The sequence below is a fragment of the Ancylobacter aquaticus genome, from assembly GCF_004339465.1.
GTDB classification, from domain to species: domain Bacteria; phylum Pseudomonadota; class Alphaproteobacteria; order Rhizobiales; family Xanthobacteraceae; genus Ancylobacter; species Ancylobacter aquaticus.
Genome location: NZ_SMFY01000002.1, coordinates 845,504 through 869,509, shown reverse-complemented (window position 1 = coordinate 869,509; position 24,006 = coordinate 845,504). Strand labels below are relative to the sequence as shown.

At 67.7% G+C, this 24,006-nt stretch carries 16 protein-coding genes; 6 read left to right on the top strand and 10 right to left on the bottom strand.

Translation table 11 applies throughout. The features are described 5' to 3' along the window. Positions 1 to 600: 600 nt before the first annotated feature. Positions 601 to 6,357 (bottom strand): apolipoprotein A-IV repeat region-like domain-containing protein, encoded by a 5,757-nt coding sequence (locus EV667_RS13585; protein WP_131835852.1) that lies wholly within the window; start codon positions 6,355 to 6,357, stop codon positions 601 to 603. Between the two features lie 391 nt (positions 6,358 to 6,748). Here EV667_RS13585 and EV667_RS13580 point away from each other — a divergent pair, with 391 nt between their 5' ends. Then, a complete protein-coding gene (locus EV667_RS13580) occupies positions 6,749 to 7,069 on the top strand; it encodes a 2Fe-2S iron-sulfur cluster-binding protein (protein ID WP_131835851.1) in 321 nt (106 codons plus the stop codon). On the opposite strand, the gene EV667_RS13575 is transcribed toward EV667_RS13580, so the two are convergent. Genes EV667_RS13575 through EV667_RS13565 form a run of 3 tightly spaced genes read right to left on the bottom strand, consistent with a single transcriptional unit; the run spans position 7,060 to position 10,130 of the window. Beyond that, positions 7,060 to 8,124, bottom strand: a complete 1,065-nt coding sequence (locus EV667_RS13575) for a YcjF family protein (protein WP_131835850.1) — start codon at positions 8,122 to 8,124, stop codon at positions 7,060 to 7,062. The genes EV667_RS13580 and EV667_RS13575 overlap by 10 nt on opposite strands. A 21-nt stretch (positions 8,125 to 8,145) precedes the next feature. Then, positions 8,146 to 9,609 carry a YcjX family GTP-binding protein gene (locus EV667_RS13570; protein WP_131835849.1) on the bottom strand — a complete coding sequence of 488 codons (1,464 nt, stop codon included), beginning with the start codon at positions 9,607 to 9,609 and terminating at the stop codon, positions 8,146 to 8,148. A 2-nt stretch (positions 9,610 to 9,611) separates the two neighbouring features. After that, positions 9,612 to 10,130: a SixA phosphatase family protein gene (locus EV667_RS13565; RefSeq protein ID WP_131835848.1), complete on the bottom strand. Its 519-nt coding sequence runs from the start codon at positions 10,128 to 10,130 to the stop codon at positions 9,612 to 9,614. Between the two features lie 258 nt (positions 10,131 to 10,388). Here EV667_RS13565 and EV667_RS13560 point away from each other — a divergent pair, with 258 nt between their 5' ends. Together EV667_RS13560 and dksA are read left to right on the top strand one after the other, a co-directional pair. Then, positions 10,389 to 11,174 (top strand): MipA/OmpV family protein, encoded by a 786-nt coding sequence (locus EV667_RS13560; RefSeq protein ID WP_245516139.1) that lies wholly within the window; start codon positions 10,389 to 10,391, stop codon positions 11,172 to 11,174. Positions 11,175 to 11,394: 220 nt separating this feature from the next. Next, positions 11,395 to 11,811, top strand: a complete 417-nt coding sequence (gene dksA / locus EV667_RS13555; RefSeq protein ID WP_131835846.1) for an RNA polymerase-binding protein DksA — start codon at positions 11,395 to 11,397, stop codon at positions 11,809 to 11,811. Between the two features lie 336 nt (positions 11,812 to 12,147). Here dksA and EV667_RS23070 read toward each other — a convergent pair whose 3' ends face one another. Then, a complete protein-coding gene (locus tag EV667_RS23070) occupies positions 12,148 to 13,437 on the bottom strand; it encodes a flagellar biosynthetic protein FliO (RefSeq protein ID WP_165901611.1) in 1,290 nt (429 codons plus the stop codon). Positions 13,438 to 13,698: 261 nt separating this feature from the next. Between EV667_RS23070 and cckA the strand changes: the two genes are divergently transcribed. The 3 genes from cckA (at position 13,699) to EV667_RS13535 (ending at position 19,650) form a co-directional block, all read left to right on the top strand. Beyond that, a complete protein-coding gene (gene cckA, locus EV667_RS13545) occupies positions 13,699 to 16,227 on the top strand; it encodes a cell cycle histidine kinase CckA (protein WP_131836347.1) in 2,529 nt (842 codons plus the stop codon). A gap of 31 nt (positions 16,228 to 16,258) precedes the next feature. Continuing rightward, on the top strand, positions 16,259 to 17,902 hold the full coding sequence (gene pgi / locus EV667_RS13540) for a glucose-6-phosphate isomerase (protein WP_131835844.1): 1,644 nt from the start codon (positions 16,259 to 16,261) through the stop codon (positions 17,900 to 17,902). A 119-nt stretch (positions 17,903 to 18,021) separates the two neighbouring features. Next, positions 18,022 to 19,650 carry an alpha-D-glucose phosphate-specific phosphoglucomutase gene (locus EV667_RS13535; RefSeq protein ID WP_131835843.1) on the top strand — a complete coding sequence of 543 codons (1,629 nt, stop codon included), beginning with the start codon at positions 18,022 to 18,024 and terminating at the stop codon, positions 19,648 to 19,650. A gap of 64 nt (positions 19,651 to 19,714) precedes the next feature. On the opposite strand, the gene EV667_RS13530 is transcribed toward EV667_RS13535, so the two are convergent. The 5 genes from EV667_RS13530 to EV667_RS13510 all read right to left on the bottom strand — a co-directional run bounded on the left by EV667_RS13530 (position 19,715) and on the right by EV667_RS13510 (position 23,979). Beyond that, positions 19,715 to 20,263, bottom strand: coding sequence for a MarR family winged helix-turn-helix transcriptional regulator (locus EV667_RS13530; RefSeq protein ID WP_131835842.1), 549 nt, complete (start codon positions 20,261 to 20,263; stop codon positions 19,715 to 19,717). 239 nt (positions 20,264 to 20,502) lie between these two features. Further along, positions 20,503 to 20,991: a DNA starvation/stationary phase protection protein Dps gene (gene dps / locus EV667_RS13525; protein WP_131835841.1), complete on the bottom strand. Its 489-nt coding sequence runs from the start codon at positions 20,989 to 20,991 to the stop codon at positions 20,503 to 20,505. A gap of 102 nt (positions 20,992 to 21,093) precedes the next feature. After that, positions 21,094 to 22,050, bottom strand: a complete 957-nt coding sequence (gene speB, locus EV667_RS13520; RefSeq protein WP_131835840.1) for an agmatinase — start codon at positions 22,048 to 22,050, stop codon at positions 21,094 to 21,096. Continuing rightward, on the bottom strand, positions 22,050 to 23,006 hold the full coding sequence (gene speB, locus EV667_RS13515; RefSeq protein WP_131835839.1) for an agmatinase: 957 nt from the start codon (positions 23,004 to 23,006) through the stop codon (positions 22,050 to 22,052). The genes speB (EV667_RS13520) and speB (EV667_RS13515) overlap by 1 nt, the downstream gene beginning before the upstream one ends. Positions 23,007 to 23,202: 196 nt before the next feature. Continuing rightward, positions 23,203 to 23,979: a creatininase gene (locus EV667_RS13510; protein WP_131835838.1), complete on the bottom strand. Its 777-nt coding sequence runs from the start codon at positions 23,977 to 23,979 to the stop codon at positions 23,203 to 23,205. Positions 23,980 to 24,006: the final 27 nt, after the last annotated feature.

The window sequence follows — 24,006 nt, the reverse complement described above, 5'->3', positions numbered from 1 at the left end:
GCAGTTCAAAAACCCCGCCGCTCCTGCCGAGCGGCGGGGTTTTTTGTTTGATGCCGACGACGCGCCGCGCCCTCCCGGCTCGGCGCCACTCCCCAACTCGATGGTCGGAGCGGGCTCTCACTCCCTGCCTCGGCCCGGCGATCCGGGAGGCGATCCTGCACGCCGGCGAAAGCGTCTGCTTGGTTTCGAGCGGCCGACGCGGGATTTCCGGTGGGTGCCGGTCGAGCACTATCGCCGGCTTGAGTTCTGCGCCGGCGGGCGGCGCTTTGCCGGCCCGTCCTCGACGCTCTCGCCGATCCCGCCATCAGGAGCACGACGAATTTGCGCTCTGGCAGGGCGCGCCCTGCGATCCGGGCTTGGCCGACGCAACGATCATCCGCGCCCGCATCGCCACGTCAGCCCGACGCTCCGCCGGCGGCGAAGCCGCCTTTGCCAAAGCCCGATGAACGGACCGGACGGGAACTGTGCTTCGGTACGCGCCTTGAAGGGGGCCGGGCCGTCCCCATCCCCGCGCCGGGCTCCCGGCAAAAGAAAACCCCCGCGCGAGGGCGGGGGTTTTCGTAGGCGGTGGGCTCAGTCGGCGCCGTGTGGCGCCTCGCGTCAGTCGAAGCGGCCGGCGGCGTGGGCGAGCAGCGTGTAGACCTTGCCCGTATCCGAGGTCAGATAGGTCTTGGTCAGCTCCTGCCCGCGCTCGTCACGCGAGACCTGCTCCAGCAGCCGCTCGAACTCGCCGATATAGCGGTCGACCGTGTCGCGGAATTCGAGGTCGCGCCGGTATTTACGGCGGATCTCCTCGAAGGTCTGCTGCCCCTGCATGGTGTAGAGCCGACGGGTGAAGACATTACGCTCCCCCTTCTTGTAGCGCTCCCACAGATCGACCGCGGCTTCGTGGTCGATCATCCGGGCGATGTCCACCGACAGCGAGTCAAGCGACTCGATGGTGTGGTGAACGGGGCGCTCCGGCTGGCCCTGGCGCGGATCGAAATTGCGCGGGGGCGTGACAGGAACGCTACGGGGAACGGGACCCGTGGGTGCCGGGCCTTCGCCATCGGAGGCGCGCGCTAGCAGCTCGGAGAGCCAGCCGCCCTTGTCCGGCGCGCCACCACGCTCCGGCGGCAGGGGGGCGATGTTGGCCCGGCGCTGCGGGGCGTTGCCGCCATTGCCAACGGCGCCGTTGCCGCCATTACCGTTGCTGCGCGGCGGATCGAAATAGGACGGCGCTTCCGAACGGGTCGGCTCGGGACGCGGCGCGGCCGGCTGGACACGCGAGAGTGACGCGCGGGGCGCAGGCGCCAGCGGGGCGGAGGGAAGCGGTGCCGGCCCGACAAGCGGCCCGGCAAGGCGCGGGCGCGATCCGGCATCGACGTCGAGCGTGCGGCCGTGACGCGAGACGATCTCGTTCAGCTCGGCCAGTGCCTTGATCTGCTCGGCGACGGTGCGGCGCATGGCGGAGGCGTTGGCCTCGGTCTCCTCCGGCAGTTCCAGAATGCCGCGCTTGATCTCCTCGCGGGTCGTCTCCAGCAGGCGCTGGATGTCGAGCACGGAGGCACGCAGCGCCTGGGCGGCGCCGGAGAAGCCCTGATTGGCCTGGCGCATCAGGGTGTCGACCTCGCGCACGGCCTGCTCATAGGTCTCGTGCAGCGAGGCGAGCGTGCGCTCGCGTTCGGCTTCGGTGGTCTCGCGGACGTCCTGCTGCTGGCGCACGATGGCGTCGGTGGAGGTGCTGGCAGCGGCGAGGATGGTCTTGGAGATGGCGCTCACGCGCTCCTCGGCGCGGCCGAACGTGGTCTCCAGCGTGCTGGTATACTGGGACAGGCGGGTATCGAGATCGGCCGTCCGTCCCGTAACCTGCTCGGCGACGGCGAGAAGCGCCTCGTGCCGGCCGCCGAGCGTGTCGTCGAGGTTTTCATGCGCGGTGCCAAGGGCGTTGGCGACGCTGGTGATGAGGCTCGCCTGCTCGCCAAAGGAATGGCTGAGCCGGGCGACATCCTTGAGAACGTCGGTGGACACCGAGCGCAGATCGCGGATCTGCTCGTCCATGCGCGAGGAGGCGAGGGTGCTGGCTTCCTCGACATTGGTGACCGTGCTGCGGAAGGCTTCCAGCCGCTCGGTGATGGTCTTTTCGGTATCGGCGAGGTTGTTGACCGAGGAGGCGAGCACGTCCTGAAGCTGGACGTTCACATCGCCGAGGCGTTCCAGCAGGCCGGTGACATCGCCCTGCAGCGCCTCGTTGGTAGCGGCGATTTCCGCCACCGCTGAACGGCCGCTGGCCGCGATCGCCTCGATCAGGCCGCTGCCGCGGCCTTCGAGCGACGCCGCGAACTCTTCGGCAAGCCGGGCGAACTCTTCGGAGGCGACATTGGTGGCCCGGCGGGCGCTGTCGACAAACTGGACGCCCTGGCCGCCGAACTCGTCGACCAGGCGAGCGAACTCATCGGAGACGCCGCCGGTCGCCTGGCGCACGCTTGCGACCAGCTGGGTGCCGCGCCCGTCGAATTCATCGACGAGGCGGGAGAACTCGCCGGAGGCGATTTCGGTCGCCTGGCGGGCGCTGTCCACCAACTGGACGCCACGCCCATCGAACTCATCGACAAGACGGGAGAACTCGCTGGAGGCGATTTCGGTCGCCTGGCGCGCGCTTTCCACCAGCTGGGCACCGCGCCCGTCAAACTCGCTGAGCAGCGTGTCGCCAGCGCGGGCAATCTCCTGCGTGACCTGTCCGCCGATCTGCTGCAGCGAGGTCGAAACCTCGCCGGTGGCAAGCTTGAGCGAGGTGTTGACGTCGCTGCCGACCAACTGGAGCGAGGCGGTGACTTCGCCGCCGGCGGCCTGAAGCGAGGCGGCGACATCGCCGGTGATCTGCTGCAGCGAGGAGACGACATCGCCGCTGATCTGCATGAGTTGGTCGGCCCGGCCCGTGGTCGCTGTCTCGAAGGCCGAGATGATGGCGTCCGAGCGCGTCTCCAGCGTGTTCAGCAATTCGTCGCTGGCGCGCATGATGTCGGAGACCGCGCCGTTGCGGGTGGTGTCGAGCGCCGTCACCAGGTTCTGACGGTGATCATCAATGGCCGAGAGCAGTTCGGTGCTGGCGCGGGCGATCTCGCTGGTGATGGAGATGCTGCGGTCTTCCAGCGCCGTGAGCAGCCCGTTGCCACGCTCTTCGACAATGCGGGCGATCTCGTCCGTGCGGGAGTCGAAGAGCGTCGTCACCTCACCGGCGCGGTCGACCAGCGTGCGGCTGACATTGTCGGCGAGCGAGGTGAGGCTGGTTTCGATCTCGGCAGCCTCGCTGCGCAGCTGGCCGGCGACCGCGCCGATGCGCTGGCCGAGAAGGTCGGCCATGGCGGCGCCGCGCACCTCGACCGAGGTTGCGACATTTTCGATGCGGCTGACGACGGTCGCCTCGAACCGGCCGACGCGGTCGTCGAGCGAGGTGGCGATATCCTGAGCCCGCGCCGCGAGCGTGCGGTCGGCCTGGTCGATATGCTGGGAGAGCTGGTCGGTGATGGTGCCGGCGCGCTCGTCGAAGAAGCTGCTCAGCATTTCGAGCGACTGGCTCATCGCGTCATTGGCCTGGCGCGCGCCTTCCGACAGCGTCTGGGCGAATTCGACGGTGCGGTTGCCGAGCGTCGCGTTGAGGCCATCGACGCCGCGGTCGAGCACGCCCTCGATGTTGGCGATGCGCATGTCGAGCGCAGCGGCCACCTGCTCGGCCTTGTTGGAAACCTGGTCGTCGAAGCCTGAAAGGTTGGTGTCGATGGCCCGGGTCACGGCCTCGACGCGATCCGAAATACGCTGGACCATCTCGCCGCCATGGGTGTGCAGGACGGTGTCGAAGTCGCGCAGGCCGTCGACGATCTGTCGGCCGAGCGACGAGGTGTCGGTCGAGATGCGGTCGGCAATCTCGCCGCCGCGCACGCTGACCAGGTCCTCGATGTTGCGGAACTGCTGCTCCAGATGGTCGCGCATGTTCTCGCTGCGCGTGGTGAGGTCGGAGGCAAGATAATCGGCGGCGTCGCGGAACTGCTCGGTCACGCGGGCGCCATTGTCGGCGAGGGTCTGCGCCGCCTCGGCGCCGACATGGGCGAGCTGCTGCGTCAGGGCCTGGCCGCGATAGTCGATATCCTGCGAGACGCGCCCTGCCGCTTCGGCGAGGGCGTCGTGGATGCCGGTGCCGGCCTGCGAGAGCTGGTGGACGACGCGCTGGCCGGTCTCGCCCAGCAGGCGCTCCAGCTCGGCGCCGCGCACGGCGACGGCGTCGTAGATGCGGTTGCCGGTGTCGGCAATGCGATCGGCGAGGTCGTCGCCGCGCACGGTGATGGTGTCGGCCACCCGGTTGCCGGTCTCCTCCAGCTTGCGGACGACTTCGCCGCCGCGCACCGAGAGGTCGAGTACCAGCGCGTCGCCGGTGCTCTTGAGCGTCTGGTTCACCTGGCTGGCGCGAATGGCGATTTCGTCGGCGAGGCGCGTGCCGGTGCTCACCAGCGCGTCGGTGATCTCGTCGGAACGGGCCGTGAGCGTGCTGGTGAGGTTGATGGTGGTGGCGGACAGCTTGTCGCCCATCTCCTCGGTGCGCAGGTTCACCACATGCGACAGCTCGGCAGCGGTGCGCAGCAGGCGATCGCCGATCTCGTCGGTGCGGGCGGCCAGCGTGTCGCTCAGGTTCTCGGTAACGCCCGAGAGCTGGCGGCTGATCTCGTCGGTCCGGGAGGCGAGAGTGTCGGACAGGTTTTCGGTGACGCCGGCCAGCTGGCGGCTGATCGCATCCGTGCGCGAGGCCAGGGTATCGGTGAGGTTTTCGGCGATGCCGGAAAGCCGCAGGCCGATTTCGTCGGAGCGCGCGGTGAGGGTCCTGGACAGCGTGTCGGTGGCGCCGGAAAGCTGGCGGCTGATCTCGTCGGTCCGGGTGGACAGCGTTTCGGTCAGCTGGTTGGTGACGCCGGAGAGGCGGTCGCTGATCTGGTCGCTCTGCACCGACAGTGTCGAGAGGAGGTGGTCGCTGGCGTCGGAGAGGTTGGTGTTGACCTCCGATCCGGTCGCCTGCAGCCGGTCGATCAGGTCGCCGCCCTTGTCGGACAGGGCCTCGATGATGGTGTCGCCGACGCGGCCGAGCGCGAGGGTGATGTGTTCGCCACGATCGGAAAGCGTATGCGCCACCCGGTCGGCGGCCAGCATGACGGTTTCGTTGATGCGCTCGCTGACATTGCCGACTTCCTCGGCGAAGGTGAACTGCGAGGCGGCGAGCGTCTCGCGCACATGCTCCGTCTGGGTCAGGATCGCGTCGCGTTCGAGCTGCAGGCGCTCGATCAGCTGATGCATCTTGCGGTTATTGTCGTCATAGGCCTGCGAGAGCGCCGCGACTTCGCCGCGCACGAAGGCTTCCGCCTCGCTGGCGCGGGTGACGGACTGCTCCAGGCCGGCATATTGGGCAAGCGTGTCCGGCGAGACGCCGGCGGGCATCTGGATCGCGGGAAGGGCCGCGCCCGTCGCGACGGCGGCCGGCGCGGGGGACGGAGTCCGGGCCGGTTCGGCGAGGCGGATGGCGACCTGCGCCATGGAATAGGCGACGATCCGCATTTCCTGCATCCGCCGCACCATGGCGGCGAGGACGAGGAAGAAGATCGGCGGGATGATGGTTGCTGCCACGCCGGCGAGGAAGCCGGGGGCGTTCACCAGTGCGGGGAGATTGCCGGTCAGGCTGCCGAACTGGGCCTGCAGCAGCACGCCCCCGGCGACGAGCCAGCCGAGCGAGGCGATGGTCGCGAAAACATAGGGAGCGGAGGAGGGCCGGCGCTGGAGCGATGCCAGCAACTGACCGATGCTCTCGCGGTCGTCATTGGCCGCACGGCGGCCCTTGGGGCCGGACCGCGAGGAATCCGTGGGTTCGGTTTCGGTACGGGCCTCGCCGCGCGGCAGGACGGCCGCAGCGCCGGCAGCCGCCGCACTCGCCGCAAGGGCGGGGGCGGCGGGGGCGAGATCGGCCTCGCCTGCGGCAGAGCCGAAGTCGAAATTCGGTTCGCTCGTGCGATCTGGCTCGGAGGTTTCGGCGAGATCGGCTTCCGACAGGGTGAACCCGTCATCGTCGAGCGATGAGGTCTCGAAGTCCTCCGGGTCCGTCGTATCGCCGAACAGGTCGATGTCGTCGAGGAAGCGCGCGGAGCCGGCCTCGCCGGTCGCACCGGCGCGGGTTTCGATGCGCGGCCCCTCCGGCTCGCGGGCCGGGGGAAGCTCAAAGTCGTCCTGCGCCGATGAGGCGAAGCCGTCATCGGGCGTATGGTCGAGACTCAGCGCCTCCTCGATGGCCGACAATGCGGCCTCGGCGGGATCCTGCTGAAGCTTCTTCGTATTCGTCGACATCGGCGCCTGCCTCCGGTCCGTACTCTACACCGACCGGCTTGCACCGTCGGGCCGGGGTTTCGCGGAGTTGTGGTATTCCCGTCGGCGGCAGTAGTGCCGCACTTGACGAGAGGAACGCCAGTTCCCCGCAGCTTTATCCTACGCTCTTGACCATGAAAAATGGAACGGGGGTTAACACGGTGATTTCAGTTATCGTTAACGCCCTGTTTACCACGTCCCGAAACCTCTGATTCACGCTGCCGGCAGGAATGTCCAAAAACGTGCCCGCCCGGCGAATCGGCGCGTGCCGCGCCAGCCTCGCCCCAAAGCGACCCGCTGGCATTCCCGCCGTCCGGCAGCTATCTAGGGCGAACCTTCCTGTAGTCATTCAAAATCGCTGAAGCTCCGCCCCATGCCCAAAATCACCTTCATCGACGCCGCCGGTACCGAGCGCACCGTGGAGGCCGCCGCCGGCGCCACCGTGATGGAAGCGGCGATCCGCAACGGCGTCCCGGGAATCGACGCCGAATGCGGCGGCGCCTGCGCCTGTGCCACATGCCATGTGTATGTGGACGAAGCATGGCAGGCCGCCACCGGCGAGCCCGGGCCGATGGAGGAGGACATGCTCGACTTCGCCTCCGATGTCCGGCCCACCTCTCGGCTCTCCTGCCAGATCAAGATCACGGAGGCGCTCGATGGCCTTGTCGTGCGGACACCCGAAAATCAGGGCTGAGCGCGGTCGGGGGGCGGCTTCAGCCCCTCTCTGGGGCCATCCTTGGGCTCGCCCCGGCTGATCAGGCCGGAAGCCACGTCGCCGAGAGCCGGTGCTGGCAGCGCGACAAAGGGCAGAGGCCGCGTGACCTCGATCGCGGCAATGCCGAGCCGGGCGGTGAGCAGGCCGTTGACCACCCCCTCGCCGAGCCGTGCCGACAGCTTGGCGGCGATGCCGTGGCCAACCACCTGCTGGATCAGCGAATCGCCCGCCGCCATGCCGCCGGTGACGGCCAGATGCGTGACCACCTGGCGGAACAGCCGCACCATCCCGAGCGCACCGGGGCGCCCCCCATAGAGCAGCGCCAGCCGCCGCACGAGCCCGATGGCCGTGACCAGCACGAAAATGAGGTCCACCGCAGCGCGCGGCGAGACGGCGGTGACGACCGAAACCCGCTTGGCGGCGTTCGACACGAGTTGGGTCGCCTCGGCGTCGAGCGGCCCCATCAGCTGGCGCTCGGTGAGCCGGATGAGGTCGGCCCCGTCGATGATCGCGCCGAGATGGCCGGTGAGCTCGGTGCGGGCGCGGAACAGGCGCGGCGAGGTTGCCGCGATCGCCAGCAGTTCCGCCGTCACCGCTTCGGCGAGGCGCCGGTCGTCCTTCGCCAGCGCCTCGGCGGCCTGCTCGCGCAGATGGTTGAGCGTGCGCAGGCGGATGAGCCCGAACGCCTCGCGCGCCAGAATGGCCAGGCTCGCCAGCGCCAGCGCCCCCGCGAAGGCGAGGCCGACATAACCGAGCCAGTCGGCACGGGCGAAGAGATCCTCCACCAGCTTCGTCACCGCGAGGCCGACGCCAAGGCTCACCAGCCCGCCGAGGCCGGTCCAGAACAGCTGGCCCCAGCGCGAGGTCTTGGGCGGCGGCAGTGGAAGCGGCGGGGCGAGGTCGTCCGCGCTCTCCGCCGGCGTCGGGGTGACGACGACGGCGCCGCGCGGTGCGCTATGGCCTTCTTCGGCCAGCACGACTCCGGGATCGTCGAGACGAAAGGCCTGGGGGCGGCGAGGGGTGCGGTCGCTCATGCGTTTGTGTTTCCGCGGGTTCTATTTGAGCCGATCACCGAGCAGGAATTCCAGCGCGCGATCGAGACGAATGTGAGGTAGCGGCAAAGCGAGGCCGTCGGCGTTGCGCTGGACCGGCGGGGGGCGAAAGCGCAGGAAGCGAAAGTCGCCGCCGGCCGCGTCCGAAAGTCCGTTGAAGCCATGGGCGGGATCGAACAAGGCGGAAGGGTTCTCCGGCAGGTCGCCGGGAAAGACGGCGGCCTCGGCCAGCCCGTCAAAGGCGTCGGCACCGTGCTGGCCGGCCTCCGGCACCCCGACGATGGCCGGCAGGTGCGCCCGCCCGCGCTTTACCATCGCCTCCCGCGTCGCCCGCACGGCGGCGATGGCCACCATATCGATATCGGCGCCCGCGCCTTCCGCCCGCGCCAGCGCCCGCTCGACCAGCCGGCGCAGGATCGCCTCCAGGGGGTCGTGGCTTGTGTGGTGAAGGTGATCGGCCTTTGTGGCGGCGAACAGCACCTTGCCGATGCGATGGCGAAACAGGGAAGCGAGCCACGAATTCCGGCCGATGCGGAAGGCCGCGAGGATGCCGTCCAGCGCCGATTCGAGGTCGGCCAGCGCCGCCGGCCCGGCATTGAGCGCGGACAGCACGTCGATCAGCACGATCTGCCGGTCGAGCCGGGCAAAATGGTCGCGGAAGAACGGGCGGACGATTCGCTCTTTATACGCCTCGAAGCGCCGCTCCATCATCGCGTGGAGCGAGCCGGCGGGGGCATCCGCCGTCTCGGCGAGGTCGAGCGGAGCGAAGGTGAGGGCGGGCGAGCCCTCCAGATCGCCGGGCATGAGGAAGCGCCCGGGCGGCAGCAGGCTCATCGAGACGGTCTCGGCGCGGCAGGCGGCGAGATAGTCGGTGAACAGGGCGGCGAGCTTGCGGGCCTCGGTCTCGTCGGCCGGTACGGCAGGGTCTGACGCCCCCAGCGCGGCGAGGAACGGGCCGGCGAGGGGGCGGCGGGCCGGGGCGCGGGCGAGCGCCAGGCTGTTGGCGCAGAATTCGGCGAAGGACTGGTCGAGCAGCGGCAGGTCGAGGAGCCACTCGCCGGGATAATCCACGATGTCCAGGGTGAGCGTGCGCCGCCCGCCGCGCGCGGGCGCGTAATCGATGGCGAGGCGCAACTCGCTGATCCGCCGCGTCGATTCCGGCCAGCGGCGCTCATCCACCAGCGTCGCCAGATGGCCTTCATAGTCGAAGCGCGGCACGCCGTCGTCCGGTTGCGGTTCTAGCCGGGCGGTAGCGATGCGCCCCTCATGCATGGCGCGGAAGACCGGAAGCCTTCCTCCGCGCATCAGCGCGTGGATCAGCGCCGTGGTGAAGACCGTCTTGCCCGCCCGCGACAAGCCCGTGATGCCGAGCCGTAGCGTCGGGCTCGCGAGGTCCTCGGCGCGGTCGATGAGGGTCTGCGCGGTCAGGCGGGCCTCGTCCAGCAGCCATTCAATGCGGGAGGGCACGGCTAGTCCTTCTCCTTCTGGACGCCGAGCGCGCGCGGAGCGACGAAGCGCTCCAGCGTGCCGATGCCCGGCTCGATATCGGACCAGTCCTTCACCGGCACGTCGATGACGGCGAGGGCTCCGGTGGGAAATTTCGGCAGCACCTTGGCGCGCTGGCTGCGCCGCAGGAGGAGCGCTGTGACGTCTTCCATGCCCGGATTGTGCCCAACCAGCATCAGCGGCGAGGCCTCGCCCTGCGCTGTGATCAGGCGCATCAGGCTGTCGGCGGGCGCTTCATAGATGCTGCGCTCATAGGAGGGCAGGGGATGGGAAGGCCAGTCGCGGGTGGCGATCTCCCAGGTCTCGATGGTGCGCCGCGCCGGTGAGACGAAGATGCGCGCCGGAAGCAGTTCTTCCTGCGCCATGTAAGCGCCGACGGCGGCGGCGGCGCGCTCGCCCCGCCCGGCAAGGGGGCGGTCGATATCAGTGACGCCGTCCGGCCAGGCGGATTTGGCGTGACGCAGAAGGATGAGGCGCAGCATGAGGTTCGTGTCAGGTCCGGTGAGAGGGTAGGGATCATATAGGCACGACGGCGCCGGGTGCGAGCGCCCGGCGCATTGCCGCCGAAATGATTGACGCGCGTTAAGTGACTTTTCGGCAACCACTTCGCTGATAAGCTGCTGTAAGGAAGAGGTTCTGGATTTCATAAGGTGGTTGCAATGCGGTCAGTCGGCTTCGCTAGTGTCGCGGTTATCGCGGGGACGATCGGTCTGTCGGCCTCGATGGCTCAGGCTGCCGATATGTCCTATAAGGGCGACCCAACCTACGCTGCGGCGGAATCGACGGACCGTCAGTGGACGCTGACCCTGGGCGGCTACGTGATGGCGCAGCCCGAGTGGATGGGTTCGGACGACTATGAGTTCGGCTTCAAGCCGATCATCAGCATCACCCGCGCCGACCGGCTCAGCCGCTTCAGCAGCTTCAACGACAATCCCAGCCTTGCGCTGTTCGACAATGGCACCTTCGAGGCCGGCATCACCGGCACGATGGACTGGAAGCGCGATTCGTCGAACGCCAACGCCCTGCGCGGCATGTCCGACATTGATTATGCCTTCCAGATCGGTGGCTACGCGCAGTGGTTCCCCATGGATTGGCTGCGCCTGCGCGGTGATGTGCGCTACGGCTTCGGCGGGTTCGAGGGCGTGGTGGCCGACTTCGCGATCGACGCCATTCACTTCAGCCCGGAACTCTGGGGCGTTACCCTTTCGGCCGGCCCGCGCATGACGCTGGCGAGCTCCGGCTATATCGACACCTATTACGGCGTCACGCCGACCGAGGCGGCCTTCGCCCAGGCTCTCGGCAATCCGCTGACGCCCTACCAAGCGGGCGGCGGCATTTATTCGGTGGGCTTCGGCGGCCAGGTCGTGAAGCGCTTCACCGAGAACATCACCGGCTCGGTGTTCGCCGAGTACAAATATCTGATGGACGATGCCGCCGACAGCCCGCTCGTTGTGCAGCACGGCGATCGCAACCAGTTCCAGACGGGCGTCTCGCTCTCCTACACTTTCTTCCTCGGTTTCGAATAGTCGCGCGGGTCCGGCAGGAGCCTCGCACCCGGCAGCGGCGCCGACTGTTACCGCGACGGGGAGCAAACCCTGCCCTCTGCCTCGTTTCGGCGCTCAAGCTGCTGAAAAATCCGGCATTTTGTGTCACCCGCATGACGCTGTGAGGTGTTGTGTAGGGCGGGACGGGGCGATATAAGCTCCGCCCGATAGGGGTGCCCCCGGAACACGAGGACGAAGGCCGATGTCGGTTGAGATCGACCAAGAGTACCGTCCCCGCGAGGACGAGCCTTTCATGAACGAGCGGCAGCGGGAGTATTTCCGCCAGAAGCTGCTGCAATGGAAGGAAGACATCCTGCGCGAGGCGAAAGAGACGCTTCAGCACCTTCAGGACGAGAATCAGAATCACCCTGACATCGCCGACCGCGCGTCGTCGGAAACCGACCGCGCTATCGAGCTCAGGGCCCGTGACCGCCAGCGCAAGCTGATCGCCAAGATCGAATCGGCGATTGAGCGGATCGACGACGGGTCCTACGGCTATTGCGAGGAAACCGGCGAGCCGATCTCGCTCAAGCGGCTCGAGGCCCGTCCGATCGCGACGCTGTCGATCGAAGCGCAGGAGCGCCACGAGCGCCGCGAGCGCGTCTATCGCGACGACTAGGCGGGCGTTCTCGACCGGGGTCATCTGATCCAGGCCGAGGGCTGGGGTCACGATGCTTCGCAGCCCTGAAAGATGCGGACGACCATTCGGTCGAGGCATGTGGTTCGTGCGGTAGACGGCCGGCCACCGCAGGTGTCTGCGTGGCAACGGTGGCCGATGGTCTGCTAGCTGTAGCGCGGAGGCTCAGGGCCGGCGGACCGCGCGCCCGCCACCGGTTAACTCGCAGAGCATTTGTCACGAAAGTCCCTCGGGTGGCGAGGTGAAATGAAAAAGGGCGGCCCGCTTCATCGGGCCGCCCTTTTCTGTTTCAACGCTTTGCCCGGCTTGGCCGGGCTGTCAGGGGCGGCGGTTTCGCCCCAGAAGATTGGCCATTTCTTCCTCGAACAGATCGGCGGGCTCGGTCGGCTGCGGTTCGTCGGTCGCCGCGGGGAGGTCTCTCTCTGGCGCGAACATGTCGATGGCGCGGATCGGTGGCGCCGCCGGCCCTGTCGAGAGCGATTCGGGCGGGCTCACGTCCATGCGTATTTCCGGGGCCGGCGCATCGGGCAAAGGTGCCGACGGACGCTCACTCCCGGGTCCGCCTGCGTGCAGGGCCGGCGAGGCCAGCACGGGTGGGGGGCCCAGGACAGGCGCGGGGCCTGCCGCCGGGGGGGCGACGACAATCGGCGTCGAGGAGGCGGCAGGGGGTCCTGCCGGACGGCCCGGCTCCTCCATCCGCCGACCTTCGGCCCCGCGCGGGGGAGCGGCCGGACGGTCGATCGCCCGTTCGAGAGCGCGCTCGAAGGCCGGCGAGGTAATGGCCGGGGGCGGCAGGCTCGGGTCCGATTGCCGGCCGGCCTCGCCCTCGGGCAGCGCCGGGCGCCGCAACGCCTCTTCGAGGTGGTCCGCCATGCCGGCGAAGAGCGGATCGACTTTCACCGTCACCCGTGCGCCGGACTCCGGCTCGGAAGGCCCCGCGATGACTGGCTCCGCACGGTGGGGCTCTGCCGAACGCCGGGCGAAGGGCGGGGCGGCAAGGATGGGCGCCGGCGCCATCGGGGCGGGAGCCAAGGCCATCGGCTCGACGGGGATATCGCGTGCAGGGCCGCGGGAAACCATCGTCGGGCGAGGCTCGACGGGGGTGCGCGCCTCGGGGGGGAGAGGGATGGGGCGCTGCGGCCGGGACGCTGGCGGAGGCGGCGGTACGTCGCGCAGGTTGCGGGGCGGTTCGCGCAGCGGCTCGGCGCGCGGGGGAGTCGGACGCGCGGGCTCGCCTGCCCGGAGGGAGTCGTGCGCAGCCGCCGGCTCGGGGGCTCGTGGCGGCTCGAATTCACGGGGCGGCGCGTGCGGATGCTGTTGCGCACGGGCAGGGATGGCACCGATGCCGCTTTCCACCAGAAAGTCGCTGCCCCCGCCGAGCACGACGAGGTGCTGGACATCGTCGCGCTGGATCAACACGAGGCGTCGGGTCTCGTCGATCTGTATATGGTCGATGACGGCCAGCCGATGGCCAGCAACCAGCCCATGGCTCCGGTTGCGCCGCGCCCGGCGCCCGAGCCACACGACGAGACCCGCCAGCACGATCAGCCCGATGAAGGCGAGGATCGGTACGGTAAGCGATCCGAGATCGGCCAGTACATCCATCATGAGCCACATCTCCTGCAAGGCCGAAGGCCTGCGCAGGCGTCGCACAGGCCGATCACAAGCGCCCTTTGTGTCGCGTAAGGGCGCGGCGGGCAAGCCCCGCCCGCTTTTCCACCCTGCCGGGCGCCTTGCAGAACCATGCCGGCGGCGGATAAGCCCAATCGGGCCTTGCTCCCGGGGAGCGTGTCAGGCACCAAGAAGGTCGGGTTGAATCGCCTCGCTGCGCTGCGTCGGTGGCGGCAGCGAAAGGCTTCTGGCTTGGATATGGCGAACGGCGGACGCGACGATCCCACGATCGACCGAACCGAGATCGGCGGCAGCATAAGGCTGGTGCTTCTGGTGGCGCTGGCGCTTGTCGGTGCCGTGGTGTCGCTGCTGCTGCTGGGGCGGGACCGCGCCGACCCATGGATCATCGGGCTTCTGACCGTTCTGGCGGTCGTCGGCGTCTTTGCCCTTTTCGCCTATGCCGCCGGCCTGCTGCGCTTCGGCGCGCCGGATCTGCGTGATGAACTGGCTCGGCGAATCGTCGACAGCGCCCCCGAGGGGGTGAGCATCGTCGACACGCTGGGACGCGTGCTCTACGCCAATCCGCGCTATTTCGAGATTACGGGTGCCGCCACGCCAGCGGAGGCGCGGCCGGTCGAGCGCCTGTTCACCAGCGACCCCGACGCCTCCGAGGCGGTCTATCGCCTCGTGCAGGGGGTTCGCGAGGGCCGCGCGGCCGTCGAAGAGGTGCGCCTCGCCGGCCCCGGCCAGCCGGTGCGCTGGCTCCGGCTGGCGGCGCGGCGCGCGGCGAATTCAGGCAAGGGCGTGCGCGCGACCGTGTGGACGGTGAGCGACCTCACCCGCGAGCGCGAGCGGCAGGAGACGGCGTTCCTCGAATTGCAGCACGCCATCGACTATCTCGACCATGCGCCGGCCGGATTCTTCTCGGCAGCGGGCGGGGCGATCCATTACATCAACGCCACGCTGGTGGACTGGCTGGGCTACGATCTCGCCGAGTTTGGCCCGGGCGGTCTTTCCGTCGGCGACATCGTGCCCGGCCCGGCGGCCGCGCTGCTGACCGGCATGGCGCCGCTGCCCGGCGGGGTGCGTACCGAGGTGCTCGACCTCGACCTCAAGCGCAAGAATGGCCAGAAGCTGCCGGTTCGGCTGTGGCATCGGGTTGCCTACGCCTCGGACGGCACACCCGGGGCGTCGCGCACGCTGGTGGTCAACCGCTCGCGCGAGGACAATGCCGCCGATCCGGCCCGCGCAGCCGAGGTGCGGTTCGCGCGATTCTTCCATAACTCGCCGATCGCCATCGCCGAGGTCGACGTGGAGGGGTGCATCGTTCGCGCCAATGCGATGTTCGCACGGCTGTTCGGCGGGCGCGAGGACGAGCGCCGGCGCATTGTCGATATCGTGCCCGAGGCGGCGCGCAGCCCGCTGGAGCTAGCGCTGGCGGCGGCGGTGCACGGGCAGGCGCCCGCCGCGCCACTAGACATCGTGCTGGAGCGCGAGGGCGGGCGCTCGGCGCGCCTCTACTTCGCCTCGGTCGAGGATGGAATCGGAGCGCGCGAGGCGGCGATTGTCTATGTCATCGAGACGACCGAGCAGCGGGCGCTGGAAGCTCAGTTCGCCCAGTCGCAGAAGATGCAGGCGGTCGGCCAACTCGCCGGCGGCGTGGCGCACGATTTCAACAATGTGCTGACCGCCATCATCGGCTATTCCGACCTTCTGCTGGCCAATGCCCGGCCCACCGACCCGTCCTTCCAGGACGTGATGCAGATCAAGCAAAACGCCAACCGGGCGGCGGGGCTGGTGCGCCAGCTTCTCGCCTTTTCGCGCCGACAGACCCTGCGCCCGCAGGTGCTGCGCCTCGGCGATGTGATGAGCGACCTCACCATGCTGCTGCGCCGGCTGCTGGGCGAGACCATCAAGCTGGAGGTCAAGGAAGAGCGCGACCTCTGGCCGGTGAAGGCGGACCTCAACCAGTTCGAGCAGGTGATCGTCAATCTCGCCGTCAATGCCCGCGACGCCATGCCGGGGGGCGGCACGCTCACCATCCGCACCGCCAATGTGAATACGGCGCAGGCCGAGGCCTATGCCGAGGCGGGCCTTCCGCAGGCCGACCATGTGCTGGTGGAGGTAGCCGACACCGGCACGGGCATCCCGCTGGCCATTCTCGACAAGATCTTCGAGCCGTTCTTTTCCACCAAGGAAGTCGGCAAGGGCACCGGCCTCGGACTTTCGACCGTCTATGGCATCGTCAAGCAGACCGGCGGCACCCTGCAGGTGGAGAGCGAGATGGGGCAGGGCTCGGTGTTCCGGGTCTTCCTGCCGCGCCACGTGCCCGATGCAGCCGAGCTGGCGCCGCGCGCACCGGAGCCCGATCTTCCGGCCAAGGCCACCGACCTTACCGGGCGCGGCACGCTGCTGCTGGTGGAGGACGAGGAAGCGGTGCGCGCCTTCGCTGCCCGGGCGCTGATGTCTCGCGGCTATCACGTGCTGGAGGCGGGTTCCGGCGTCGAGGCGCTGGAGGTGATGGCCCAGCACCCCGGCGAGGTCGAGCTGATCCTTTCCGACGTGGTGATGCCGGAAATGGACGGGCCGACGCTCTTGAAAGAGTTGCGCCCCACCCATCCCGACATCAAGGTGATATTCATGTCGGGTTATGCCGAGGAAGCCTTCGCCAAGAACCTGCCCGAGGGCGCGGATTTCGGCTTCCTGCCGAAGCCCTTCACCCTCAAGCAACTGATCGAGGCGGTGAAGGCGAGCATGGGCCGGAGCGAGCCGGGCCGTACCGAGTAATGTCCCGTGAGGGGACCGTCTGGAGGATGAGATGAGCGCAGCGACCGAGGACGTCTTCAAGGCTCTGGCCGCCGACCATGCTTCCCGGGCCGAGGAGAAGGTGGGAAGCCTGTTCGCCGCCGACCCCGACCGTTTCGCCGGCTTCTCCGCCTCTTTCGAGGACATGCTGCTCGATTTCTCCAAATGTTCGCTGACCGCGCACACGCTTGCCCTGCTGCTCGACCTGACCCGCGCGGCCGGGGTCGAGGCCAAGCGCACGGCGATGTTCGCCGGCGAGCACATCAACCTGACCGAGGATCGCGCCGTGCTGCACACGGCGCTGCGCGATCCGGGCGAGACGCCGCTCAGCGTGGACGGGCAGGATGTGCGCGCGGACGTGGCCTCCGTGCTCGCCGCCATGGCCAGCTTTGCCGAGGGCATCCGCTCCGGCACGCTGAAGGGCTGGACCGGCAAGCCGATCACCGATGTGGTGAATATCGGCATTGGCGGTTCGGACCTCGGCCCTGTCATGGCGACCATCGCGCTGACGCCCTATCACGACGGGCCGCGCGCGCATTACGTCTCCAATGTCGACGGCGCCCATCTCTACGACACGGTGAAGGACCTCGATCCGGCCTCGACCCTGTTCATCGTCGCTTCCAAGACCTTCACCACGCAGGAGACGATGTCGAATGCCGCGAGTGCCCGGCACTGGATCGTCGAGGCGCTGGGCGAGGCGGCGGTGGCCAACCACTTCGCCGCCGTTTCCACCGCGCTCGACAAAGTGGCCGCCTTCGGCATCGCGCCCGACCGGGTGTTCGGCTTCTGGGACTGGGTGGGCGGGCGATACTCGGTCTGGTCGGCCATCGGCCTGCCGGTCATGATCGCGGTTGGCGAGGCGCATTTCCGTCGCTTCCTCGCCGGCGGCCACGCCATGGACCAGCATTTCCGCACCGCGCCGCTGGAGCAGAGCTTGCCGGTGCTGCTGGCGCTGGTTGGCATCTGGCATCGCGACGTGTGCGGCTACGCCACCCGGGCGGTGATCCCCTACGACCAGCACCTCGCGCGGCTGCCGGCCTATCTCCAGCAACTCGACATGGAGAGCAACGGCAAGCATGTGACGCTCGATGGCAAGACCGTGGCCCATGACACGGGGCCCGTGGTCTGGGGCGAGCCGGGCACCAATGGCCAGCACGCCTTTTTTCAGCTCATCCATCAAGGCACGAGCCCGATCCCGGTCGAATTCCTGATCGCGGCGAAGGGCCATGCCGAAGAGAAGGAGCCGGGCCTCAAGCGCCAGCACGCCATGCTGATCGCCAACTGCCTCGCCCAGTCCGAGGCGCTGATGCGCGGGCGCACGCTGGAAGAGGCGAAGGCGCAGCTTCTGGCGGCGGGCCGCGACGAGGCCACCGCCGACAAGATTGCTCCGCACCGCGTCTTCACCGGCAGCCGGCCTTCGGTGACGATCGCCTATGAGACACTCGATCCCTACACGCTCGGGCGCATCATCGCGCTGTACGAGCACCGGGTGTTCGTCGAGGGCGCGATCTGGAACATCAACAGCTTCGACCAGTGGGGCGTGGAACTCGGCAAGGAACTCGCCAACACGCTGCTGCCGGCGGTGGAAAGCGGCGTTGCGCCGGACAGCCTCTCGACCTCGGCGGCCGGTCTGCTGCGCCATCTCGTGACCAGATAGTGCCGGGCGTCGTTTCGGGCCCGCCCATGGCGGGAACCGGGACGCCGCGCCAAACGTCTAACGATCCCGGGTCGGCTGCGGCTGTCGGGGGATGAGTTGAGCAAAGTCCGGGAGCGAGCATGATCCGCGTCGTCGCCACCACTCCGTTCGAGGGCCAGAAGCCCGGCACCTCCGGCCTGCGCAAGAAGGTCACGGTCTTCCAGCAGCCGCACTATATCGAGAACTTCGTGCAGGGGCTGTTCGACAGCCTCGATGCCTTCGAGGGCGAAACCCTCATCGTGGGTGGTGACGGGCGCTATTATAATCGCGAGGCGATCCAGATCGTCATCAAGATGGCGGCGGCCGCGGGCTTTGGCCGGGTGCTCGTGGGCAAGGGGGGCATCCTGTCGACGCCCGCCGCCTCCTGCGTGATCCGCAAGCACGAGGCGTTCGGCGGCATCATTCTCTCGGCCAGCCATAATCCGGGCGGCGAGCACGGCGATTTCGGTATCAAGTACAATATCGGCAATGGCGGCCCAGCGCCCGAGCACGTGACCGATGCCATCTTCGAGCGGACGAAGACGATCCGCGAATACCGCATCATGGATGCCGACGATATCGACCTCGACACGCTCGGCATCACCCGGGTCGGCGATATGGTCGTCGACGTCATCGACCCGGTCGAGGATTATGCCGAGTTGATGGGGTCGCTGTTCGACTTCGACGCCATACGCGACCTCTTCGCCTCCGGCTTCACCATGCGCTTCGATGCGATGAGCGCGGTGACGGGTCCCTATGCAAGCGCGATCCTGGAGGAAGCGTTGGGCGCCGGCCCCGGCACGGTGATGCATGGCGAGCCTCTGCCAGATTTCGGCGGCCACCATCCCGACCCCAACCTCGTCCATGCCAAGGAACTGAACGACCTGCTGATGTCGCAGGACGGGCCCGATCTTGGCGCCGCTTCGGACGGCGATGGCGACCGCAACATGATCATCGGCCGCGGGCGCTTCGTGACGCCGTCTGATTCGCTCGCCATTATCGCCGCCAATGCCCATCTGGCGCCGGGCTACAAGGATGGCATCGCCGGCATCGCCCGCTCGATGCCGACCAGCGGCGCGGCGGACCGCGTGGCCGAGAAGCTCGGCGTGACATGCTACGAGACGCCCACGGGCTGGAAGTTCTTCGGCAATCTACTCGATGCCGGCCTCGCCACCGTGTGCGGCGAGGAGAGCTTCGGCACCGGCTCCAACCATGTGCGCGAAAAGGACGGACTTTGGGCGGTGCTGATGTGGCTCAACATCCTTGCCGTGCGCCGGCAGAGCGTGGCGGAAATCGTCGCCGGGCACTGGGAGACCTTCGGGCGCAACTATTACACCCGCCACGATTATGAGGAAGTCGACAGCGCCGCCGCCGATGCCTTGATGGCGGATCTGCGGGCGCGGCTCGACACGCTGCCGGGCACTGTCATCAACGGGCTTACCGTCGAGAGTGCCGACGACTTCGCCTATAACGACCCGATTGACGGGTCGGTAACGACCAAGCAGGGCATCCGGGTGTTCTTCACCGATGGCTCGCGCCTGGTCTATCGCCTGTCGGGAACCGGCACGGCGGGCGCGACGCTGCGGCTCTATCTGGAGCGATTCGAGGCCGATCTAGCCCGCCACGACCTCGACACCCAGGACGCCCTCGCCGCCCTGGTGCAGATCGCCCGCGACCTTCCGGACATTGAGGGTCGCACCGGCCGCAGCGCCCCGACCGTCATCACCTGAGCGGGTCTAGCGACACATCCCCGGTGTGCGGGGATGTGTCTTTAGCGGTGGAGCAAGCTGCGCCTCAGCGCAGGGAGCCGGTCCATAGCAGTTCCAGCCGGCGCAGCACGCCATAGGCGATACCCAGTTCGGCGGTCTGTTCGCTGTCCTGGTCGCTCTGTCGGCTGTCATGCGTTGCACGAATGGCGTCGCACAGGCCCTGCGCCTTGTCGGTCAGCCGCAAGCGAGCCGAGCGACGGTCGCGCTGCGAGGCGGCGCGATGGACATAGTCGGCATCGACAAGCTGTTTGAGATTGTAGGAAGCGTTCGAGCCGAGATAATGCCCGCGCTCCAGCAGATCGCGGACGGAAAGCTCGTCATTGCCGATGGTGAACAACAGCATCACCTGCGACGGGCTGATATCGTCGACCCCGAGGCGGGTCAGTTCAGCGCGCAATACATCCAGAAAGCGGCGGTGTGCGCGCTCGATCAGGCGCCCGATCTCCAGATGAGTGATCGGCCCCTCGCTTCCGGCCGACTCGATCAAGCTCGATGCCGGCAAAAATGCCCGTTCCACATTGGAAAGTGCGGCCGGGGCCGCCTCCTCGGCGGCCTTGCCTGCGGTTGACCCCATACTGCCATTCCTGTCCCCATATCGGCTTCCCGCAGCCGATGTGCCAGCCCCCGCAATCCGCCGTGACGGTTGCGCCCACAAGCAGATGGCCAGAAGATTATTGAGAAAATGGGGCAGCAGCTAACGTATTTATGAGAAGAAGAATCTGTCCACTGAATTAGGAGACCGGCAGGCTCGCCAATGGGCAAGAGGCTGCCGGTCAAGGCATTGAGGTTAAAGGAAAAAGAGGCCCTCGCTTGTCAGCGCGGGGCCTCGAGATGTGATTCGAGAAACCAGAGTGCCTTATCGAGGGAGCGCGAGGCGGCGGTGAAGATGTCGGCAGTCGTCGCGTCTCCGGCGTCGTCGGAATCAGCGATGGCCTTGCGCACATTGTTTGCCACCATGCCGAAACGTTCGGCCAGAGCCTTCAGGTGCTCGGGAATGGCATAGATGTCGGTGGGGTAAGGCTTCAGCGGGCTCGCCTCGGCGACCGTCTGCGTCGTTCCCAGCGCCGTGCCACCCAGCTGCACGACACGCTCGGCCATGGTGTCGGTGTGGCCGTCCATCTCGGTGCGGAAGCCGTCGAGCATTTCGTGGACGGCGATGAACTGCGGGCCCTTCAGGTTCCAGTGCGCCTGCTTGATCGCCAGCGCGAGATCGATGCCCGCAGCGAGATTGGCGTTGAGCAGTTCGATGGCGACCTTCTTGGCGTTGGAGGGAACGTCGTTGGCGGTCTTGTGGACGGGCATGGGAGGTCCTCTTCATGTGACAGCCCGCATCGGGGCCATCGGGCTGTCGAGCGGCGCGGAAGTCGCACCGGCACGAAGAAGATTGGACCTATCAAACGGTATTCAAGAGCCCCGGCGGTGAAGAATCCGGCCAATGAAGTTCAGCAGCACCTGGGCAGCCAGAATGGCGGTGACGCCGGAAGGATCGTACTCGCGGGCCACCTCCACAAGGTCGACGCCGACCACTGTGCCGCGTTTGGTCAGCCCGTCCATCAGTTCCAGCACCTCGTAATAGGTAAAGCCGCCATGGCTCGGCGTCCCGGTGCCGGGCGCGATGGAAGGGTCGAAGCCGTCAATGTCGATGGTGACGTAGTAACGGCGACCCTCGGGGATGCGGGCCAGCACCGCTTCCGTCCCCAGCTTGCGAATCTGGCGCACGGACAGGATGTCCGACCCCATGGCGCGGGCGGCCTCATAGCCTTCGCGCGCGGTGGAGGAAACGTTGCGGATGCCGAGCTGGGTAAGGCCGGTGACATAGGGCTTTTCCGCCGCACGGCGCAGCGGGTTGCCATGGCCGCGCCGTACGCCGTGGCGCTCGTCGACGAAGTCGAGATGGGCGTCGAACTGGACGATATGGATCGGCTCCTGCTCAGAGAAAGCCTCGATGCAGGGGATGTTGATGGAATGGTCGCCGCCGAGCACGACAGGCAGGGCCCCGGCGCTCAGAATCTTGCGCACCGCATATTCGATATTGGCGTGGCTGCCCTCGGTATCGGTGTGGATCATGTCGGCATCGCCGATGTCGACGATCCGGGTGGTCTCCGCCGCCAGATAGGTGACGTCGTCCTCGTGATCGTAGGCACCGGCATGACCGAATGAAAACAACGTCGACGCCTCTCGAATGGCGCGGGGCCCCGAGCGGGCGCCCGAGCGCCATTGGGTGCCGAGATCGAACGGCGCACCGACAATGGCGACATCGGCGTCGATCTTGTCCCAGTCAAGCTGCAGCGGGTATTTGCCGAAGGTGCAGATGCCGACGAATGGGAGATCGAGCCGGCCGCCCTCGTAACCATGGGCCATCAGCGTACCCCCTTCTTTTCAACGGCGCCTGCCAGCACGCAGAGCAACTCGAACATGATCGTCGCGCCCGTGAGCGCAGTGAGGCCGGAGGGATCGAAGGGCGGGGCGACCTCGACGAGATCGGCGCCGATGATGTCGAGTCCATCGAGCAGGCGCACCATCTGCTGTGCCTCGCGGGTGGAGAAGCCGCCGATTTCCGGCGTGCCGGTGCCGGGCGCCTGCGAGGGGTCGATGCCGTCAATGTCGAAAGTAACATAGGTCGGGGCGTCACCGACGATGGCGCGCGCTTCCGCCATCACGTCGGCGACGCCGCGTTCGATGAATTCCTCGATGAAGATGATGCGCACGCCCATGTCGCGGGCATAATCATAATTGCCGGCATCGGAAATGGCGCCGCGCAGCCCGATCTGCACGAAGCGCTTCGGGTCGACCAGCCCTTCCTCTATGGCGCGACGGAAGGGCGTGCCGTGCGTGTAGCGCGAGCCGTTGAAGAAGCTGTCATAGGTATCGGAATGGGCGTCGAACTGGATGAGGCCCACGGGACCGTTCTTGGCCAGCCCGCGCAGGATGGGCAGGGTGATGAGGTGGTCGCCGCCGGCGGTGAGCGGCAGGGCTCCGGCTGCGCGCACGCCGTCATAGTGCGCGGCAATGATGTCGAGCGAGCGCATCAGGTCGAACGGGTCGATGATGACGTCGCCGCAATCGGCGGCCCGGGCGCGGTCATAGGGCGACAGGCCGGTGACATGGTGTACGCGCCGCATCAGGCTCGACTGGTTGCGCAGTTCGCGCGGGCCGTGGCGGGTGCCGGCACGGTTTGTGGTCCCGAGATCGAACGGCACGCCAATGATGGCGATGTCGACCTGCGAGGGCTCGGCCACCGGAAGCCGCATGAAGGTAGGCAGCCCGGCAAAGCGCGGGACGGTGCCGGAATCGAGCGGCTCGAACGTGGTGGTCATCTCAACCTCATTGGGGTGCTGCCCGGATTTTCCCTGTTTCCCGGACAAGCCGCGCACGGCGCGGCGCCGATCCGGGACCCAGCGCAAGACGTCGCCACAGGCGGCAATGGAAAAAGCAAAGCAGCGCTTCGCGCATTTTCCCTGGATCCCGGCTCGGCGCTCCGCCTGCGGCGTCGCTGGGCCGGGACACAGGGTCCTACAGCCCGAATTCCTTGCGGATGGCGGTGGAAATATGGGTGACATAATCGGCCATCAGCACTTCGCCCTTCTCCACGGTCGAGCCGGTGGCCACGGCCAGCACGCCGGAGGGCGGCAGGCCGAAATCATCCGGCACCGGGAAGCGGTCATAGGTGGGGAAAGTGGCGGGGCCGTCCGAGGGTACCTTGTCCATTTCCACCAGGTCTGGCCGCAGGACCAGCATCAGCGACGTCTCCATCAAGCTGGCATGTTCGAGCTCGATGCCGGGGAAGCCGTCCGGAAAGATACTCTCAAGCGTCGGGCGGGTGGCGAAGTCCCAGTATTCGAGCCGCATCACGGTGAAGTCGGTGATGCCGTCGCGGGCGATCTCGCGGCGGGCGAGGTCGAGGCCTTCCACCGAGGGCCAGAGGTTCTCGTAGTGGCCGTTCACCACGACGAGGCGGCGCACGCCCTGCCGGGCGAGGTTGCGGATGACGTCGCGCAGCACCAGCGCGAAGGTGTGGGCGTCGACGCTCAGCGTGCCGGGAAACTGCTCGCCGCCGCCCGAGCGCGGCATCGACTTGCATCCATAGGCCACAGTTGGAGCAACGATGCCGCCGACCTCGCGGGCGATGCGCTCGCACACGCCGGTGGGCAGCACCACGTCGACATTGAGCGGCAGATGCGGCCCGTGCTGCTCTGTGGAGCCGAGCGGCAGCAGCACCGGCGCGCCCGCGGCCATCTTCGCCGCGAATTCCGGCCAACTGAGTTCGTCGAGACGTACGCTGTCGACCATCCGGTCCCCCTGAGTGCTGATCGTAAA

Coding starts and splice junctions, on each gene's coding strand:
- EV667_RS13585 (WP_131835852.1), bottom strand. CDS start 6,357: ATGTCGACGAATACGAAGAAGCTTCAGCAGGATCCCGCCGAGGCCGCA.
- EV667_RS13580 (WP_131835851.1), top strand. CDS start 6,749: ATGCCCAAAATCACCTTCATCGACGCCGCCGGTACCGAGCGCACCGTG.
- EV667_RS13575 (WP_131835850.1), bottom strand. CDS start 8,124: ATGAGCGACCGCACCCCTCGCCGCCCCCAGGCCTTTCGTCTCGACGAT.
- EV667_RS13565 (WP_131835848.1), bottom strand. CDS start 10,130: ATGCTGCGCCTCATCCTTCTGCGTCACGCCAAATCCGCCTGGCCGGAC.
- EV667_RS13560 (WP_245516139.1), top strand. CDS start 10,389: ATGTCCTATAAGGGCGACCCAACCTACGCTGCGGCGGAATCGACGGAC.
- dksA (WP_131835846.1), top strand. CDS start 11,395: ATGTCGGTTGAGATCGACCAAGAGTACCGTCCCCGCGAGGACGAGCCT.
- EV667_RS23070 (WP_165901611.1), bottom strand. CDS start 13,437: ATGATGGATGTACTGGCCGATCTCGGATCGCTTACCGTACCGATCCTC.
- cckA (WP_131836347.1), top strand. CDS start 13,699: ATGGCGAACGGCGGACGCGACGATCCCACGATCGACCGAACCGAGATC.
- pgi (WP_131835844.1), top strand. CDS start 16,259: ATGAGCGCAGCGACCGAGGACGTCTTCAAGGCTCTGGCCGCCGACCAT.
- EV667_RS13535 (WP_131835843.1), top strand. CDS start 18,022: ATGATCCGCGTCGTCGCCACCACTCCGTTCGAGGGCCAGAAGCCCGGC.
- EV667_RS13530 (WP_131835842.1), bottom strand. CDS start 20,263: ATGGGGTCAACCGCAGGCAAGGCCGCCGAGGAGGCGGCCCCGGCCGCA.
- dps (WP_131835841.1), bottom strand. CDS start 20,991: ATGCCCGTCCACAAGACCGCCAACGACGTTCCCTCCAACGCCAAGAAG.
- speB (WP_131835840.1), bottom strand. CDS start 22,050: ATGGCCCATGGTTACGAGGGCGGCCGGCTCGATCTCCCATTCGTCGGC.
- speB (WP_131835839.1), bottom strand. CDS start 23,006: ATGACCACCACGTTCGAGCCGCTCGATTCCGGCACCGTCCCGCGCTTT.
- EV667_RS13510 (WP_131835838.1), bottom strand. CDS start 23,979: ATGGTCGACAGCGTACGTCTCGACGAACTCAGTTGGCCGGAATTCGCG.